Consider the following 17,437-nt stretch of genomic DNA (forward strand, 5'->3'; position numbering starts at 1 on the left):
GCCGACGTTGGCGAAGCCTGCTTTTAGTCGGCCTTCCTTAAAACCATAATCGATGTTGACCTATCGTACGGAGGTGAGGGAAGTCTCGCTAGTCGCTGGGCGATGGGAGATGGGAGATGGAGCTGGACGTGGCCAACCCTGATGCTGGAATTATATAAAGAAATTTTTATACTTTCTATTCTAAAAATCATTGTCTTTACGTTCTAACCAATTCTCCCTATCTCACTAACCGCCTTGCCCATACTTTCATCGTATGCTCTTAGTACACGTTGATTTGTTTCAAACAAGCGGTAGGACTCCATCATTTGAGTCATCGTTTGTAATGAATCGACGTTGGATTGCTCTAATGCTCCCTGTTGAATCTGAAATGTAGCCATACCAGGAACCGCTTCTGCTTCTCCAGAGAATAAATTATCTCCTTCTTTTACAAGTTGGTTCACATTAACTACATAGGAGAGCCCAAGCTGCGTGTTCTGTTCTGCTGTTTGCAGAACTCCATCTTGTGTTACGGTAAACTCCATTCCACCAGTTTGTATTGGATTTCCAGCTGCATTCAGAACATAATAACCTTGATTTGTCACAAGATTTCCAGCTCCATCAACCGTGAAATTACCATTAGTCGTATAGCGTATTTCACCTGCATCATTTTGCACGGTAAAAAATATGCTACCCGTTTCATCAGGAACCTGTCCATTTATTAATGCCAAATCGGTTGAAATTCCGGTCTGACGAATATCACCCTGAGTAAAGTTCGGAACAGTTTCTTGTACATAAACACCGGTATTAAGCGAACCAATTGGATTTTGTATCGGCAAACTAACATTATTTGTTACCGGAATTTTCTTTGAACCCATTTCCTGCATTAACATTTCTGGAAATGCGCGAATCGCAGTCTGATCCGCTTTATATCCTGGTGTATTTATGTTTGCAATATTATTTGCTAAGGCTTCTTGTTGACGCTGTTGCGTAATCATCCCACTAGCTGCTGTATAGAATCCTCTTAACAAGTCTTTCTCCTCCTCCCTACGCCTGATGCCCGCTCATTTCATTAGATGACTTTATTACGTTCTACTTTATCAATATTTTCAAGCATAATTCCTGTCCCTTTTGCCACACAGCTCATCGGATCCTCTGCAATTAATACTGGAACCTTTAATTCTTCTGCAAGTAATTCGTCGATGCCATGAATTAATGCTCCTCCACCAGTTAAGATAACGCCACGATCAATAATATCTGCTGATAATTCTGGTGGTGTACGTTCAAGTACAGACTTCGCTGCTTGGACAATTAAATATGCTGATTCTCGAAGTGCTTCTTCAATTTCCGCCGAGCGAACCGTTATCGTTTCTGGCAATCCACTCACCATATCACGCCCACGGATTTCCATTTCCTCATTTCGTGAATCTTTAAATACTGTTGCTACATTAATCTTAATTTCTTCAGCTGTACGTTCCCCAATCAAAAGCTTATACTTTTTCTTTATGTATTGAAGAATTTCAACATCAAAATTATCACCGGCCATTTTGATTGATTCTGAAGTAACAATCCCACCCATTGACAGGACAGCAACATCGGTTGTACCTCCACCGATATCAACAACCATATTTCCACTTGGTTGATAAATTTCCATACCAGCACCAATTGCGGCAACTTTCGGTTCTTCTTCAAGGTAGATTTTCTTTCCGCCGGATTTCTCTGCTGCTTCTTTAATTGCCTTTTGTTCAACTTTTGTTATATTTGTAGGACAGCAAATAAGCATTCTTGGCTTAGATAAAAATCCTTTTACATTAATCTTATTTATAAAATGTTTTAACATTGCTTCAGTCACGTCAAAATCAGCAATTACACCATTTTTTAGTGGGCGAATTGCTTCAATATTTCCTGGTGTACGTCCAACCATACGTCTTGCAGCTTCTCCGACTTCAAGTACTTTACCAGTATTCTTATCCATTGCAACTACGGATGGTTCATTTAGGACAATTCCTTTGCCTTTCACATGAATTAAAACATTGGCAGTTCCAAGGTCAATTCCAATATCTCTAGAAAACATGAATCAAGATCCTCCTAGTATTCCTTATCTTGCACTGTCCGAAAACACAATGCTACTCATTATTATATTTTACCACAAATCTCAACATTTAACTGTACATTGTGAAATAATTTCTGAGGTTTTTTCTATACTATTTTTTGACGTTAATTTAAAGGACATCATTCTTAGAAAAGGAGTTTTAAAGGAAATAGAAACTGCCATCTTGCAGGATGTTTTCCGACAAGATGGCAGTTTTTTTGCAGGAAAGAAGTTTCTTACATAACAGTATTTACTTCACCTTCTTTGCTTGAGTCAAGTTGATACTTCTTCCTTGTCGCTTCACCTCCACGTAAGTGACGGATTGCTTTATGATACTCCAAGATGTCTTTCACCTGGTTTGCTAAATCAGGATTTATTTCTGGTAATCTTTCAGTCAAATCCTTATGAACCGTGCTTTTAGATACACCGAATTCCTTTGCTATTGTTCGAACAGTTTTTCTTGTTTCGACCACATGATTTCCTATCTTGATTGCTCTATCTTTGATGTAATCGTGCACACCAGTCGCCTCCCTAAGTTGATTACTTCCGAGGTGTGAATCGAGACAAGGTGTTCATGGTGCTCAGGCTTATTCATATACTGAAAAGAGATCGTAATGGATATGTAAAGTTGGGGTTGGTTATGATACAATAACATAAATTGGTGGAATTTTCTGTATATATTATACAAAAAAATAAAAGAGAGCATCCTGTTTGATATGATGATTGTATCCACACAAGCTCTCACCTCAGATGATACTGAATGCTTGGTTTCTAACATTTTATTACGTCTGTGCAAGCTTTATGATTAAAATCGTATTTTTACTAAGGGAGACAAGCAGTATTTTTTTATTAAATAGAAAAATTCCTATTTCAATTCTTTTTACATGAATTGCAAATGATTAAAATGGACAGGTAATTAGAAGTAATAGGAATCATTTTCCAACGAGCATTTCGCTTCATGCAGCACCGCTTGGATTATAATAGTGAGAGTAGTTTAGCGCAGAGATTGTAAGGAGATACTTTTTTCCTTTTTAGCACCAGTAAGGGGAAAATGGCTTTCACACCAAATCGTCCCCCTTTTAATTTTTAGTGGTTTAATTGTTTTAACTCACAAAGTGGCAGCTTAGAGAAAAAATGATCGCTTTGCTTATCCATAAAATACAAATAAGATTTAAGAAGTAATTGTTTATCTCGTTTTGCTTTGCCAAGGTAATAAATTTGAAACGGCGTGTTCAGTGGCAATTCGTTTAGTATTTCAATCGCCTTGTCATTATTCCCTTTGGCTATCTCGATATGGGCTTGTTCACTTTTATCTTGGGTTGAAATATTTTCCACTTGGTTGAAATGAGCAGAAAGGAATGGAATATTATGCTGTTCAATAATATTTACTGCTAAATCATAATGATACTTTTTAGAAATTCTCAACGCTTCTGAAAGATGATACATTCCGCTTTCCAATGATTCGAATGTATAGGACAATCCTAATTTAATATGGACATCGACATGAATAAACGGATTTAATGTTTCTTTAAGCGTTTGATACGCAAATCTTCTTGCAGTAATTAGTTCATTTTGCTTCATAAAGTATATTAGTGATAGCTGCTGAATCCGAATTTTAAAGTAAGAGACTAATAATCGATCCTCGATAACCGAGAATAATTGCTGATACGTTGTTAAAATATATCCCAATTTGTCAACTCGATTCATATAATAATAACAATACGCCTTTGCGATTTCTATCAAGCAGATTAATTCTGGGTCACTTGTCTTGGACTGATTCAATTTTGGCAGAATGGTGTATGCAAGCTCTCCGTTTTTCTTCAAATTCATCATGAGTTGGTAAATGTCTGCCCATTGATTATTCGAGAAATACGTCGATTCTTTATTTTTCTTTATCAGTTTCATTAAATCATCAAAATAGCCATGAAGATATAAGAATTCCATCCCTTTTTTCTGAATGTCCAGTGAGGATGACTGTAAGCAAAACCTTCTTGTCAACTCAGTAATTGATTCTGAACTCTCCTCCAGTAAAAAAAAATTGTGAAGCTGTTCCAAGGTTAATTCGTATTTCGTTGATAACAAACTACCATAAACCTCCAACAATATCCTCTCCTCATAGAAAACTAGCATTCGATCAAACTCTTATGCAACATCCTTGTACCAGTCATTAGATAAGAAACGTTGTATTTACTTATCCAGCAAAATTATCATTTCAGCATAACGGACAATCTCACTGAATTACTTTATTAAATAATTTAATTTACCTACTATTGCCACAATATATTTTAACACATTGCTGAAAGAGAATTCTTATTATCGTTCGACACTTTTCGCAGAGATTCAAGGTATTACTAAGTATCTAGCTTAGGTTATATATGTTTTTATTTAGCTTTTTGCAGCCCTCCATAAAGCACTAGCTAGAGGTTTCGAATTTATTCCAGAATGCTTTTATGATCGATAACGAAGAAACGTTAATATAGCGGAGTTTTACTTCGTTCATAAAAAATACTCTAGCAGCATTTGCTAGAGTATCTCACAGTCTTTATTATGCACCAGATGTATTTGATGAATCGTCTGTTTCTTCATTTGAATTTTCATCATCTACATCGTCACCTGCTGCTGGATCTTCTTCTGAAACATCCTCATCAGGATTTTCTTCTGAGTCAATTGGTTGCTCGGTTTCATCAGTAGATGTTTCATCAGTAGGCTCGTCTTCAGTTGCATCTGGATTATCAGCAGATTCCTGATTATCCGCTGCTTCTGGATTTTCTGCTGCTTCTTCTGTTACAGCGTCATTTAAACTGCTTACTGATTGATTGAAAAAGCTTTCCGGATTCACTTCTTTACCATCTTTTCTTAACTCAAAATGAACATGTGCACCTTTGTCTTTTCCAAAAATACTCTTCCCTGCAGTACCAACTTCGTCACCTTGCTTCACTTTATCGCCAGCTGTAACAGCTACATTTTCCAGGCTTGAATAATATGTCGTAATATCATTTTCATGTGACATGATTACTACATTTCCTAGAAGCGGATCCTCTTTCACCTCTGTTACTGTACCACTTAAAGCCGCTACGACATTAAATGTTTTAGCATCAGCAGATGCAATATCGACTCCTGTACTTTGATAGAACCGATTATTATGGAGAATCAAAGCATTTTCTCTATCTTCCTGTTCTGCATTGTAATCAAAAAATTTAGTTACGATTTCTGCTTGTTCTTGATCGGCTACAGGCATTTTAATTACTTCTTGTTGTTCTAAAACAGGCTCTGCATTATCTTCATTCGGTGTTGGTTGGTAATCACCCATACCTTGCTCGTTTTGGATGTCTGTCGCATCTGGAATTTGATTTTCCAAATTTTGATACCATACCACAGCAGAAAGAAGTAGTGCGGCAATCGTTAAATACAAAGCTGGGAAAAACCATTTTTTGCGGAAAATACGACTCCACTTATTTTTTGGAGTACCTTTGTTTTCTTCATTCATTAGATCATCACCTCAACAACCATTCTGTTCAGAAAAAAGAAATTATATACATCCTAGTAAAAAAATTATTTGATTTTATGCATATTATTGTTGAATTAGGAGAAATTAAACCTTTCTGGGCGTGGACACTGGGGTATTGATTGGATGAATTAGTAGTTTAAGTGTCTGATTAAGGAAAGGTTTAATGTATTAAGAGGAGATAATCGGATTTACTATCATATTTTTAGTTCATAACCGACGAAAAAACCCTCGTTTATTTTGCAACGAGGGTTGGTGCTGTATCTGTTACAGTATTTATTTCAACACCTTGATAGTAATGTTTTATTATTTCCTGATATGTTTTTCCTTCCATAGCCATTCCGTTTGCACCATATTGGCTCATGCCAACTCCATGCCCATTTCCCTTGGTTGTGAAAACTAGGTGATTATTATTTTGGTCAATTTTGAAGTCATTCGATCGTAATTTTAGCTTATCGCGAATTTCCCTGCCAGAAAATGTATGGCCTTCAATCGCTAATTCTTTGACACGCCCACTTTCTGTACGTGTTATTTCTAAGTTTAGAGCAACACTTCTAGGTAGTTCTATTTGGAGAGCAGCCTCTACCTCGTCAATTGAAAACGTTCCTTGATCGAGATATTTCGGTGATTCCTTATCCCAAGGGCTCTCCACACTGCGTAAATATGGAAGCTCATTTTCCCAATAGTCCTCAGAATTCTCTGTAAAACCATTACTTGTTGAGAAAAACTGCGCAGTTATTGGTGCATCTTGATACGTGATAATTTCACCCTTCGTTGCATTTACAGCCTCTTTAATTTTATTCATATTCGCTGTAAAATTGCTTCCCCACTGTTTTTGCAAATCCAGCTCATTTTTATAAACCTGATGTGTGACAGTGTCAGTCAAATCGTATTCCGATCCCCTATTCCCATGCAGCAAGTGATTAACGGTAAAAGTTCTCGCAGCGAGGGCCTGTGCCTTCAGAGCCTCGAGTTCAAATTCAATTGGCATTTCGGCTGCAACTACACCTGCAACATAGGTTTCTAATGGCAGATCTTCAACCGTTTCCGTGGCATGCCGCATTACTTCAATTGATAAAGGCGACTGTTCTATTTCAATTTCCTCTTTTTTCTCCATATCAATACTGCTTGCCTCCTGCTTATTTTCATTCCCAAATGGAACGACAACCAATGTTGGGATTACGAGAATAATCATCATTAAGCTGGCGAGAATGATGATTGTCGGGGCTCTCCACACCCTGCTTCCCCTGTTAAAATGAATAGTGTTTCGATGCGTAAAGGGAATTATTTGCCGTTTAATCGGTTTGGCTTTATTCCTATTTATACTAGCATCCTGTTTCCGCTTCTTTTGTAATTCCAAGATGCGGGCGACATTTTTTTGATTTGATTTATACGGTTTATTACTATTTTTCAAATTCTTCCCCCCTTTGCATTTGTGTAATTGGCTAATTTGCTCTACCATCTACACTATTAATCTATACAAAAAAGAGTAGAATTAGACCATAAAAATTATATCATCCTGTCCATATTCCATTTTTTGATGATACTGTTTTGATGTAAACCTTGCACAAGCTTAGGTAAGCAATTGTTCTCCGGCCGGCCGCTCCGAAAATACACTTCGCTTTCCGCGGGGAGCTGGTGAGCCGTCTTGTGCTGGCGCACTTCGAAGTCTCACCTAGGCTCTTCTTCCCGTAGGAGTCTTCGTGTATTTTCTCCGCTGGGGTTTTGCGAGTGAAAATTAGTTGTCTATCTTGATGTCACATCAAACTACATAAGTCTTCACTACGAAAAGTGATTACTCAGACCGAAAATTAACATCGCATATGCTGCAGTTTATATAAACAATGACAAATATTGCGGTAAAAGTCTTTGTTGATGGATTCCATCATGCTTAGGAAATCGTCAATTTAATCGGTGATTCCTTTTCACTGGAAGATTCCCTATATAAATGGCAAGCTACAAAGTGGCTTGGTTCAACTTCTTGCCATTTGGGCTTTTCTATTGCACAGATGTCCATAGCCATTGGACAGCGCGTTCGAAATACACAGCCACTCGGAGGATTGATTGGGCTTGGTAAGTCTCCTTTAAGTATGATACGTTCCCTGCTTTCTTCAATGTCAGGGTCTGGAATTGGAATTGCTGATAACAATGCTTGGGTATAAGGATGGAGTGCATTGTCATATAGCTGATCACTACTCGTTAGCTCTACCATATTCCCTAAATACATAACACCGATTCGATCTGAGAATTGCCTCACCATCGCTAAATCATGAGCAATAAATAAAAAAGTTAATCCTTTTTCAGCTTGGAGCCTTTTGAGCAGATTAACAACCTGAGCCTGTACTGACACATCCAGTGCAGAAATTGGTTCATCAGCAATAATAAATTCAGGATCTAAGGCTAGTGCACGAGCGATACCAATTCGTTGCCTCTGCCCGCCGCTAAATTCATGTGGATAACGATTGATATGATCGCGACTTAATCCCACTTCTTCTAAAAGCTCATAAACTTGTTCTAATTGTTCTCGTTTGTTTTTAAAGATCTTATGTATTTCCATCGGTTCAGAAATAACTTCGCGAACAGTTGAACGGGGATTTAAAGACGCATATGGGTCTTGAAATATCATCTGCATTTTTCGATGAAAGGAAAATTTATTCTTCTCTTTTAATTCATGGACATTCTCACCTGCAAATATTACATCGCCAGCTGTTTTGTCGTAAAGTCCCATAATTGTTCTGCCAATGGTTGATTTTCCACATCCGGATTCTCCAACTAGTCCGAATGTTTCTCCTTTGTTAATGGAGAAGCTAACATCATCGACGGCTTGTAAGATTTGTCCATTGCCAACTGAAAAGTGTTTCTTTAAGTTTTTCACTTCGAGTATCTTTTCTCCCATTTCTCTTCCCCCTGTCTTCTTCCCGGTGCCAGTTTGTAACATAGACTCTTTCATACTTTTTATTCTATAAATTGTTTCTTTTTAATATAATGAGTACTCTCAGGCATGTCGCTCCAGCAATACACTACGCTTTCCGCGGGCGGCTGGTGAGCCTCTTTGTGCTAACGCACTTCAGAGTCTCACCGAGGCCTTTCCTCCCGCAGGAGTCTCCGTGTATTACTTCCGCTAAAATTGAGCGTTTACTATTGTTTATCCACCTTTTTGATGTATAAGATCAAAACCGTTAAGTGGTAGATAGTATCTTCCATAGAAAGCAAATTTCCCACTAGTTCTCATTTTTATCAATTGTTGATTATAATGTGAACTAATATTTATCAAATAATCTAACTTGTTCATTATCATTCATTAATTCTAAATATCATTGGATATAAAATTAAATCAAACGTTTGTTTTAATTACTAGATTATTGTTTCTTTTATCACATAACACCAGGTTGAATAACGAGTGTCTTATCATTTGTTGATAGTTTTGCCTTTGCCCCCAGTGGAACGGAGAAATGGGGCAGGCAATGACCTATCTTGAATCCACTTATAACTGGAATTGTTAGTTCCGCAAAGTAATGGTGAAAAACCTGTTCGATGGTTAAGGAGCTTGGTAATTTTGACTCCGCATCTGCAAAATCACCGACAACAATTCCTGCTGCATCTGCTAGTTTCCCTGCTAACTTTAATTGATTTAGCATTCCGTCTATCTTGTATGGTTCCTCACCGATATCTTCTATTAATAGTAACTTATCTTTTACATCCAGTTCATACGGTGTGCCGATTGAACTTACTATTAATGATAGATTTCCACCGACTAGCTGTCCCTCTGCTACTCCTTCTGTGACAACTTTCAGGGGAGAAACTGTTTCAGAATAAGTTAAAATAGTTGGTTCAAACAATTGTTTAAATAACGATCCTGATAAGGAATCAAAATTATTTTTACTAATATCCGAGCTTAGCATTGGTCCGTGAAAGGTGATTAGTCCTGTTTCTTGGCGAATAGCCGTATGTAAATAAGTAATGTCACTATAACCCCAGATAATCTTAGGGTTTTGTTTAATTAACTCAAAATCAAGATATGGTGTGATTCTTGCTGTTCCATAACCACCACGTGCACAAAATAGCGCTTTAATACTCCGGTCAGCAATCATTTCATGAAAGTCCATTAAACGTTCTTCATCTGTTCCAGCTAAATAGCCATGTATCCTATTAAGATGTTCACTAAATTTGACCTGTAGTCCCATTGCTTGGAAAAATGAAATGGCTTTGCTTGTATTTTCTAAATCTGGTGGACCTGCTGGTGCAATTACACCAATTCTATCCCCTTTTTCTAAGTGCATTGGATAAAGCATGGCTCAACCTCCACTTTGAAACATTTTATAGGATGGTCCATTAATGTAATGGACCACCCTATGTTTATATTACCATTTCTTAATTATTGTTTATCTGCATATTTTAAATCAAAATAGCCAACAGGGTGACGGAGTATTCCAGAAATATTATCTGCTTCCAGCACTACTGTATTATAGTAGCGAATCGGCATAATTATCATTTCTTCAGCAAGCAATTTTTCTGCTTCATATAAATACTGCCAGCGCTTTTCTTCGTCTGTCTCTGTTTTCCCCTTTTCAATCAATTCATCATATTCCGCATTAGACCAGCCTGTGCGGTTCATATAGGAATCTGTAACAAAGCTCTCAAGGAAATTCACTGGATCATTATAATCGTTTAGAAATGAGCTACGGGAAAATTGGAGCTCAAGATTTTGCTGTGCTTCCGAGAACACATTCCATTCTTGATTTTCTAACGTTACATCTACTCCTAGGTTTTCACTAAACATGTTTTGCAATGTTTCTGCTACAGCTTTATTCGTGTCCGTTGTATTATATGATAGGACAATCGGTGGTAATGTATCGTATCCTTCCTCTGCCATGCCTTCCTCAAGAAGCTGTTTCGCTTGATCTGGATCAAATGGTACAAGATCACCATTTACATCTCGGAAGTCTTCTCCTGATGGGCTAGTGAAACCAGGAGATACAAAGGCAAACGCAGGCTCTACTCCATTTTTCACTACAAATTCCGTAATATCCTGTCGATTGGCAGCTAAAGCAAACGCCTGTCTGATTTTCTTATTTTGAAACGGCTCTTCATTAACATTAAAGCGATAGAATTCAAGTCCACCAGTATTACCAATATAAACATTATCTCCATCAATCAGCTGGTCAGAAAGTTCTGCAGGAATGGTCGCTGTATCAAGTTCTCCACTTTGAAACATTTGATACTGGGTATTCGTATCATTTACCATTGCGAAATGGACCTTATCCAGCTTCACTGTATCTGCATCCCAATATTCCCGATTTTTTGCGAAGACCATTTCACTATTATGCTCCCATGATTCGAGCTTGAATGGGCCATTTGCTACGAATGACTCTGCCTCCGCATGCCATGATGGATTTTCTTCAGCTACCTTATGGTTAATCGGGAAAAATGCTGGATTTGTCAGCAAATCCAAGAAAAATCCTGTCGGCGCTGCAAGAACAACCTCCAATGTTTTCTCGTCCAAAGCGGTAATCGCAACATCGTCAGCTGTTCCTTCTCCATTATTGAAAGCTTCTGCTCCCTCAATGAAATATGCCAAGAATGCTGCTGGAGATGGTGGTGTTGTCGCTGGATCAAGCATGAGCTTCCATGCATATACAAAATCTTCAGCCACAACTGGATCCCCATTTGACCAATTAGCATCCTCACGTATATGGAAAGTGTAGGTTAATCCATCCTCGGATACGTCCCAGTCCTCAGCCACCCCTGCTGCAGCTATTGAATCTTGATCAAGACGTGTCAATCCTTCCATCAAATTATTTAACGGATCCCAGGAAACGGCGTCAAAACCAATTGAAGGGTTTAACGAAGTCGGTTCAATGGTATTATTAATGTGGAGCACTTTCTCTCCTGCTTCACCCTCTTTTTCTTGTTCTGTCCCTTCCTCAGTTGGTGGTGCTTCTTCTGCTGGGTCCTCTCCTGCATTCTCGTTTGCTGTACATGCCGCTAGAACTAGTACTGCAAAGACCGTAAGTAGAAATATGATAAACTTTTTCATCCTTCTGCCCCCTTACAATTATTTTGAAACAGTTGCAGCTATAAGCTGCTTCGCCCGTTCATCCTGTAACCAACAATCTACTTTATGTGTGTCGGTTAACTTAGACTCTCCAGGATAAACTTTATCACACACCTCCATTGCGAATGGACATCTGGCAGTGAATGCACAGCCCTTCGGAGGTGAGAATAAATCTGGTGGTGTTCCATTTATCGGAATCAATTCACCTTTTATATCCAATCGTGGTACAGATTGTAATAATCCCTTTGTATACGGGTGCTCTGGGTGATAAAAAATATCCCGTTTCGTACCTGTTTCGATGATCCTCCCTGCATACATTACCGCAATTCGATCCGCAATTTTTGCAACGACACCTAAATCATGGGTAATTAATATGATGGAAATCCCTGTTGCCTCTTGAATTTTTCCAAATAACTCCAGTATTTGCGCTTGGATTGTCACATCAAGTGCTGTTGTTGGTTCATCGGCAATCAATAATTCCGGTTCACATATTAGTGCAATTGCAATCACAATTCGTTGACGCATTCCACCACTAAATTGATGGGGATATTGCTTTAGTCTTTCCTCAGGATTCGGGATACCTACAAGGTTCATCATCTCTATTGCCTTGTTTTTTGCCTCATGTGCAGATACTTGATGATGATCGCGTAATCCCTCCATTAATTGTGTCCCTATTGTTAACGTTGGATTTAATGCAGTCATCGGATCCTGGAATATCATGGAAATATCTACTCCACGTATCGAACGCATCTTTTTCTCGCCTAATTTTGTTAAATCCTTTCCTTTAAAATTGATTTTCCCCATGGAGATTTTTCCAGGTGGATCAGGAATCAATCTCATAATCGCATTTGATGTCACGCTTTTTCCACATCCAGATTCACCAACGATTGCCAAAGTCTCACCTTTATTTAAATAAAAGTTCACTCCTCTTACAGCCTTTACTGTTCCACCATAGGTAGAGAATGTGACGTGTAAGTTTTCTACTTCGAGAATTCTTTCCAATTTGACACCTACTTCCTAAGCTTTGGATCAAGTGCGTCTTGAAGCCCATCACCTAATACGTTAAATGCAAACATTGTAAACGAAATAAAAAATGCCGGGAAAAATAATGTCCACCAGTATCCCGATGTAATGGCACCCAGTGCATCATTTGCCATCACACCCCAACTTGCAAATGGAGCCTGAATTCCTAGTCCAATAAAGCTTAAGAAAGCCTCGGCGAAGATTGCTGTTGGTACGGATAATGTCATTTGTACGATGATCGGTCCCATCGTATTTGGCAATAAGTTTTTTCGAATAATTCGCGAATCCTTTGCTCCAAAAGATTTCGAGGCAAGCACGTATTCATAATTCTTAATTTGCAGCACCTGCCCCCTGACAATTCGCGCCATCCCAACCCAGCCTGTAATTGTGAGGGCAATAATAATCGTTAGGAGGCTTGGACCAAGAACGACAAGCAATAGAATCGTAACAAGTAAGCTCGGAATTCCATATAGAATTTCAATAATCCTCATCATAATCGTATCGGTTCGTCCGCCCTTATATCCTGAAATCCCTCCCCAAATTATACCTATCGTTACATCGATTAGTGCTGCAACTAGACCGACAAATAAAGAGATTCGAGCGCCATACCAAGTTCGTGTAAAGACATCTCTTCCAGCATTATCCGTTCCAAACCAGTGCTCTAAGGACGGTGGCTGATATTGTTCTGGTAAGTTCTGTACATTCACTGCATATGGCGATAGAATTGGACCCAAAGTAGCCATTATTGCTAGCAGAATGAGAAAGACTAATCCCAACATTGCCATCTTATTCTTCATCAGCCTTCTCCATGCATCCTGCCAGTAAGATAAAGATGGTCGTGAAACAATTTCAGCTGCATCGGTATCTTTTATTTTCTTTGTAAACCATTCATCCGGTATTTCAGATGGAGAGTGAGTAGAATTCAATTCCTCTGCTGTTTTCATTTACTCTCCTCCCCGCTTATGGACTTTTATTCTTGGATCGAGAATACCGTAAGCGATATCAACAAGAAAAAGCATGAAAATGAGAAAAGCACTATAGAAAACAGTCGTTCCCATAATAACCGGATAATCCCGTTGATTAATACTTTCAACAAAATATTTTCCCATACCAGGAATCGCAAAAATCTTCTCAATTACAAAAGTCCCAGTTAAAATGCCTGCAAGTAATGTACCCATAATCGTTACAATCGGCATTAATGCATTCCTAAGTGCATGCTTAATTGTAATTTTCCAAGGAGATAATCCCTTAGCACGTGCCATTTTTATGTAGTCCTGTGTCAATACTTCAAGCATGGTCGACCTCGTAAGCCTTGCAATAATTGCCATTGGCCCTGTAGCTAACGCTAAAATGGGCAATATCATATGTGCTGGGCTTGACCATGTCGCAACTGGCAATAGATTCCAGTCTACCGCTACCTTCTGAATAAGTAATGTTGCCAAAATGAAGTTCGGAATCGAAATACCCAAAACCGCTAACGCCATTGCTAGGTAATCAATAATGCCATTATGTCGCAATGCAGCAATGATACCAAGCGTTATTCCTGAAAGGACTGCTACAACTATTGTCAGAATCCCAAGTTCGAATGAAATGGGAAATCCTCTTCCTAACAAGTCATTAACCGTCTGATCTGGCTGCTTAATCGAGGGACCTAGATCTAGGGTAACAATTGATTTTAAATAAAGTAAGTACTGAATATGATACGGTTCATCTAGATGATAATGCTTTTCTAAATTAGCTTGTACAGTTGCATTGGAAGAGCCCTCACTATTAAATGGTGAACCAGGAATACTAATCATTAGAACGAATGTGACAGTAATGATGATCCATAAAGTCGCAATCATAATGAGTAATCTCTTTAATATGTAACGAAGCAAAACCCCCACCCCCCTTATCCTATTGATGTTAGCGGTTTCATAAGATTGAAATATACTCATTGATTTCGATTTATTACTATAATTATTAATTTTCTTTTAATTTTAGCATACAATTGACAAATTGCAATATTTTTATAATTGTCTGGAATATAATAATAGATATTTAGAGTAGTCAGTAAGCGATTTGAACTATCCTACCATTTACCTCTTCAAGTAACGGTAAATTTCCAAACCTATTTCAGCTATTGCATCTTTTGAGTGATGATCATCAAGATCTTGTGATAGAACAGTAGTGGCCATTGCTCGATCTCCTACATAAAAAATACCAATATCATGTCGCACGCCTGAAACAAATCCCGTTTTGTTTGCAAGCTGCCACTCAGGTATATTTCCAATAATATTTGAATCCGTTTGTGGTAATTTAGCCGGTAAACAATCTGTAAGCTGCTGTTTTTTCATAATTTCTATCATCCGCCCACAAGCATGCATGGATACAATTTTACCTGCTGCCAATTTCTTCAATATCATCGTCAAATCTTGTGCTGTAATTTCATTATAACCTTGTAGATTTGCTGGAACTGTCATAAGCTTATTATAAAATTTGCTCTTCTGCATGCCTATATTTTTCATCGTCTGCTGAATATTTTCTTTGCCAATTAGATTAATTAGCATATTGGTAGCAGTGTTATCACTTTGAATAATCATTAAAGTAATCAGGTCATTTATCGTTAGTCTTGTTCCTGGTGCCAAATACTGGAGTACGCCTGAACCCCCGACCATTTCTTCTATTTTTAGCTCTAGCACATCACTTAAGGAAAGTCTCTCATTTTCATAAGCAGCAAACACGGCGATCATAATTGGTACTTTGATAATACTTGCTGCATAGAACAATTCTTCTTCATTTATACCCCAGCTTTTATTCGTTCCTAACTCTTCAATGGCAATACCCCATTTGCCGCTTGATTGTTTGATGATTCGTTCAATATTATGACTAAGTTGTTCCATAAAATCTCCCCCTTTTAGTTGCTGATTAGATAGAAAGCAATCTCAAGTAGTCAATATTCAACTTTCTCATTAATGTAGCATAATTTGTTAATATTTGAAAAGTAAGCTTATTATCAAAAATTATACACCGCCCTATTTAAAGCCCATTTTCTGAAAGAGTATTATTTTCTTAAGTGATGAACAGTTGATGTAAACTGCTAACTAGTTTAATGTAAAGTGCTCTCTTACTAGTTGCTCCAGAAATACACTTCGCGCACCTTAGGGGAGCTGGTGAGCCTTCTTCCCGCAGGAGTCTTCGTGTACTTCTTCCTCTGGGATAGTGCAAAATCTAGACACAAAATACCCAACCCACTAACTATCAATGTTATTTTATTGAAAGAATGAAAACTCTTGTTAATTGTAAGACCTTTCAGATCTAAAATTACAATTGTCACTAGTCCGCATTTTATATAGAAAACCGCAGACTGTAAAATAGAGCCATCATTAAAGACAACATAAAAAAACAAATGACTTTCGCCATCTGTTTTTTTACTGCATATTATACTTTGGTTAAATTAAAATGATTTCGTTGCGAATTCCGTTTCTTCTTGTGTGACTGGTTTAACGGTATCATCCGTATCATTTATACGTTCAATATCTGCTCCGAGAGCGGCAAGCTTGCCAGCTAAATTAACATAGCCGCGATCAAGATGCTTCAACTCTGTAACACGAGTCACTCCATCAGCCGCTAAACCTGCCAAGATAAGTGCTGCTGCTGCACGTAAATCCGTTGCTGCAACTTCTGCTCCTTGTAAATCAGAAGCTCCTTCGATAATGACACTGCGACCTTCAATTTTCATTTGAGCATTCATTCTTCTAAATTCTTCTACATGCATGAATCTGTTCTCGAACACTGTCTCTGTAAGCACACTCGTACCCTCGGCCCGCAACATTAATGCCATTAATTGTGATTGCATATCTGTAGGGAATCCTGGGTATGGCAATGTCTTAATGTCTGTAGATTTTAACTCTCCTGATTCTGGTCCAATAACACGAACCCCATTACCTTCTTCTTTTACCGTCACATTCATCTCTTCTAATTTTGAGATAACAGAACGAAGATGTTCAGTAACAGCATTCTCAATTAAAACATTACCGCCTGTGATTGCTGCTGCAACCATGAACGTTCCTGCTTCTACACGGTCGGGAATGATGCTATGCTCAGCACCATGCAGTTTATCAACACCTTCTATACGGATTGTTTCCGTTCCAGCACCGATAATATTCGCACCCATTTGGTTTAAATAGTTTGCAAGGTCAACGATTTCAGGCTCTTTTGCACCATTCTCAATAATCGTCTTCCCTTCTGCTAATGCTGCAGCCATCATGATATTTTCCGTTGCACCTACACTCGGCATATCAAGGTATATCTTTGCACCCTTAAGACGTCCGTTTACTTTTGCTTCCACGAAGCCATTACCAACGTGGATTTCAGCTCCCATAGCCTCGAAGCCTTTTAAGTGTAAATCAATTGGACGTGATCCGATTGCACATCCACCTGGCATTGCAACATTTGCATGTCCATACCGGGCTAAAAGTGGTCCCATCACCAACACAGATGCACGCATTTTACGTACAAATTCAAATGGTGCTTCTGTTTCTAGTTCATTACTTGCATCAATAACTACTGTATTGTGTTCAGCGTTAAACTCAACTTCGGCATTCAAGTTTCTAATTACTTCGTTAATAGTGTAGACGTCAGCTAGGACAGGGACATCTGTGATAACGCTCTTCCCTTCACTTGCTAGCAAGCTTGCAGCAATTACTGGTAACACTGCATTCTTTGCACCCTCTACCTTAACGGTGCCATTTAATTGGTGTCCGCCTCTTACGATGATTTTTTCCATGTTTCAAATCTCCTTCAG

General features: G+C 38.3%; 14 protein-coding genes. All 14 read right to left on the minus strand.

All coding sequences use genetic code 11. The annotated features are described in order from the left end of the window. Positions 1 to 203 precede the first annotated feature (203 nt). Entirely contained in the window at positions 204 to 1,007 is an 804-nt protein-coding gene (locus CUC15_RS17445; protein ID WP_114917888.1) for a flagellar hook-basal body protein, read from the minus strand. Positions 1,008 to 1,048: 41 nt separating this feature from the next. Next, positions 1,049 to 2,050, minus strand: a complete 1,002-nt coding sequence (mreB, locus tag CUC15_RS17450) for a rod shape-determining protein (protein ID WP_114917889.1) — start codon at positions 2,048 to 2,050, stop codon at positions 1,049 to 1,051. Between the two features lie 254 nt (positions 2,051 to 2,304). After that, on the minus strand, positions 2,305 to 2,586 hold the full coding sequence (gene spoIIID / locus CUC15_RS17460) for a sporulation transcriptional regulator SpoIIID (RefSeq protein WP_114917891.1): 282 nt from the start codon (positions 2,584 to 2,586) through the stop codon (positions 2,305 to 2,307). A 568-nt stretch (positions 2,587 to 3,154) separates the two neighbouring features. Further along, on the minus strand, positions 3,155 to 4,168 hold the full coding sequence (locus CUC15_RS17465) for an AimR family lysis-lysogeny pheromone receptor (protein ID WP_114917892.1): 1,014 nt from the start codon (positions 4,166 to 4,168) through the stop codon (positions 3,155 to 3,157). A gap of 445 nt (positions 4,169 to 4,613) precedes the next feature. Then, positions 4,614 to 5,555, minus strand: coding sequence for a stage II sporulation protein SpoIIQ (spoIIQ, locus tag CUC15_RS17470; RefSeq protein WP_114917893.1), 942 nt, complete (start codon positions 5,553 to 5,555; stop codon positions 4,614 to 4,616). A gap of 253 nt (positions 5,556 to 5,808) precedes the next feature. After that, positions 5,809 to 6,987 (minus strand): stage II sporulation protein D, encoded by a 1,179-nt coding sequence (gene spoIID / locus CUC15_RS17475; RefSeq protein ID WP_242985896.1) that lies wholly within the window; start codon positions 6,985 to 6,987, stop codon positions 5,809 to 5,811. Between the two features lie 477 nt (positions 6,988 to 7,464). After that, positions 7,465 to 8,469 (minus strand): ABC transporter ATP-binding protein, encoded by a 1,005-nt coding sequence (locus CUC15_RS17480; RefSeq protein WP_114917895.1) that lies wholly within the window; start codon positions 8,467 to 8,469, stop codon positions 7,465 to 7,467. Positions 8,470 to 8,947: 478 nt separating this feature from the next. After that, entirely contained in the window at positions 8,948 to 9,865 is a 918-nt protein-coding gene (locus CUC15_RS17485) for a S66 peptidase family protein (RefSeq protein WP_114917896.1), read from the minus strand. Between the two features lie 83 nt (positions 9,866 to 9,948). After that, the gene (locus tag CUC15_RS17490) at positions 9,949 to 11,610 is read right to left on the minus strand and encodes a peptide ABC transporter substrate-binding protein (RefSeq protein ID WP_114917897.1); all 1,662 of its coding nucleotides are present in this window, start codon (positions 11,608 to 11,610) and stop codon (positions 9,949 to 9,951) included. A gap of 18 nt (positions 11,611 to 11,628) precedes the next feature. Then, complete coding sequence (locus tag CUC15_RS17495) at positions 11,629 to 12,630, minus strand: ABC transporter ATP-binding protein (protein ID WP_114917898.1); 1,002 nt, start codon at positions 12,628 to 12,630, stop codon at positions 11,629 to 11,631. Positions 12,631 to 12,638: 8 nt separating this feature from the next. Beyond that, positions 12,639 to 13,595: an ABC transporter permease gene (locus CUC15_RS17500; protein WP_114917899.1), complete on the minus strand. Its 957-nt coding sequence runs from the start codon at positions 13,593 to 13,595 to the stop codon at positions 12,639 to 12,641. Beyond that, positions 13,596 to 14,528, minus strand: coding sequence for an ABC transporter permease (locus CUC15_RS17505; RefSeq protein ID WP_114917900.1), 933 nt, complete (start codon positions 14,526 to 14,528; stop codon positions 13,596 to 13,598). It lies immediately after the preceding gene. Between the two features lie 201 nt (positions 14,529 to 14,729). Beyond that, entirely contained in the window at positions 14,730 to 15,533 is an 804-nt protein-coding gene (locus tag CUC15_RS17510; protein WP_114917901.1) for a serine hydrolase, read from the minus strand. A 554-nt stretch (positions 15,534 to 16,087) separates the two neighbouring features. Then, the gene (gene murA, locus CUC15_RS17515) at positions 16,088 to 17,419 is read right to left on the minus strand and encodes a UDP-N-acetylglucosamine 1-carboxyvinyltransferase (RefSeq protein ID WP_114917902.1); all 1,332 of its coding nucleotides are present in this window, start codon (positions 17,417 to 17,419) and stop codon (positions 16,088 to 16,090) included. Positions 17,420 to 17,437: the final 18 nt, after the last annotated feature.

It is taken from the genome of Oceanobacillus zhaokaii (assembly GCF_003352005.1).
Classification (GTDB): domain Bacteria; phylum Bacillota; class Bacilli; order Bacillales; family Amphibacillaceae; genus Oceanobacillus; species Oceanobacillus zhaokaii.

What these genes read in the sequence shown, in the direction of transcription:
- CUC15_RS17485 (WP_114917896.1), bottom strand. Translation starts at nt 9,865, where the DNA reads ATGCTTTATCCAATGCACTTAGAAAAAGGGGATAGAATTGGTGTAATT.
- murA (WP_114917902.1), bottom strand. Translation starts at nt 17,419, where the DNA reads ATGGAAAAAATCATCGTAAGAGGCGGACACCAATTAAATGGCACCGTT.
- CUC15_RS17500 (WP_114917899.1), bottom strand. Translation starts at nt 13,595, where the DNA reads ATGAAAACAGCAGAGGAATTGAATTCTACTCACTCTCCATCTGAAATA.
- spoIIQ (WP_114917893.1), bottom strand. Translation starts at nt 5,555, where the DNA reads ATGAATGAAGAAAACAAAGGTACTCCAAAAAATAAGTGGAGTCGTATT.
- mreB (WP_114917889.1), bottom strand. Translation starts at nt 2,050, where the DNA reads ATGTTTTCTAGAGATATTGGAATTGACCTTGGAACTGCCAATGTTTTA.
- CUC15_RS17510 (WP_114917901.1), bottom strand. Translation starts at nt 15,533, where the DNA reads ATGGAACAACTTAGTCATAATATTGAACGAATCATCAAACAATCAAGC.
- CUC15_RS17490 (WP_114917897.1), bottom strand. Translation starts at nt 11,610, where the DNA reads ATGAAAAAGTTTATCATATTTCTACTTACGGTCTTTGCAGTACTAGTT.
- CUC15_RS17480 (WP_114917895.1), bottom strand. Translation starts at nt 8,469, where the DNA reads ATGGGAGAAAAGATACTCGAAGTGAAAAACTTAAAGAAACACTTTTCA.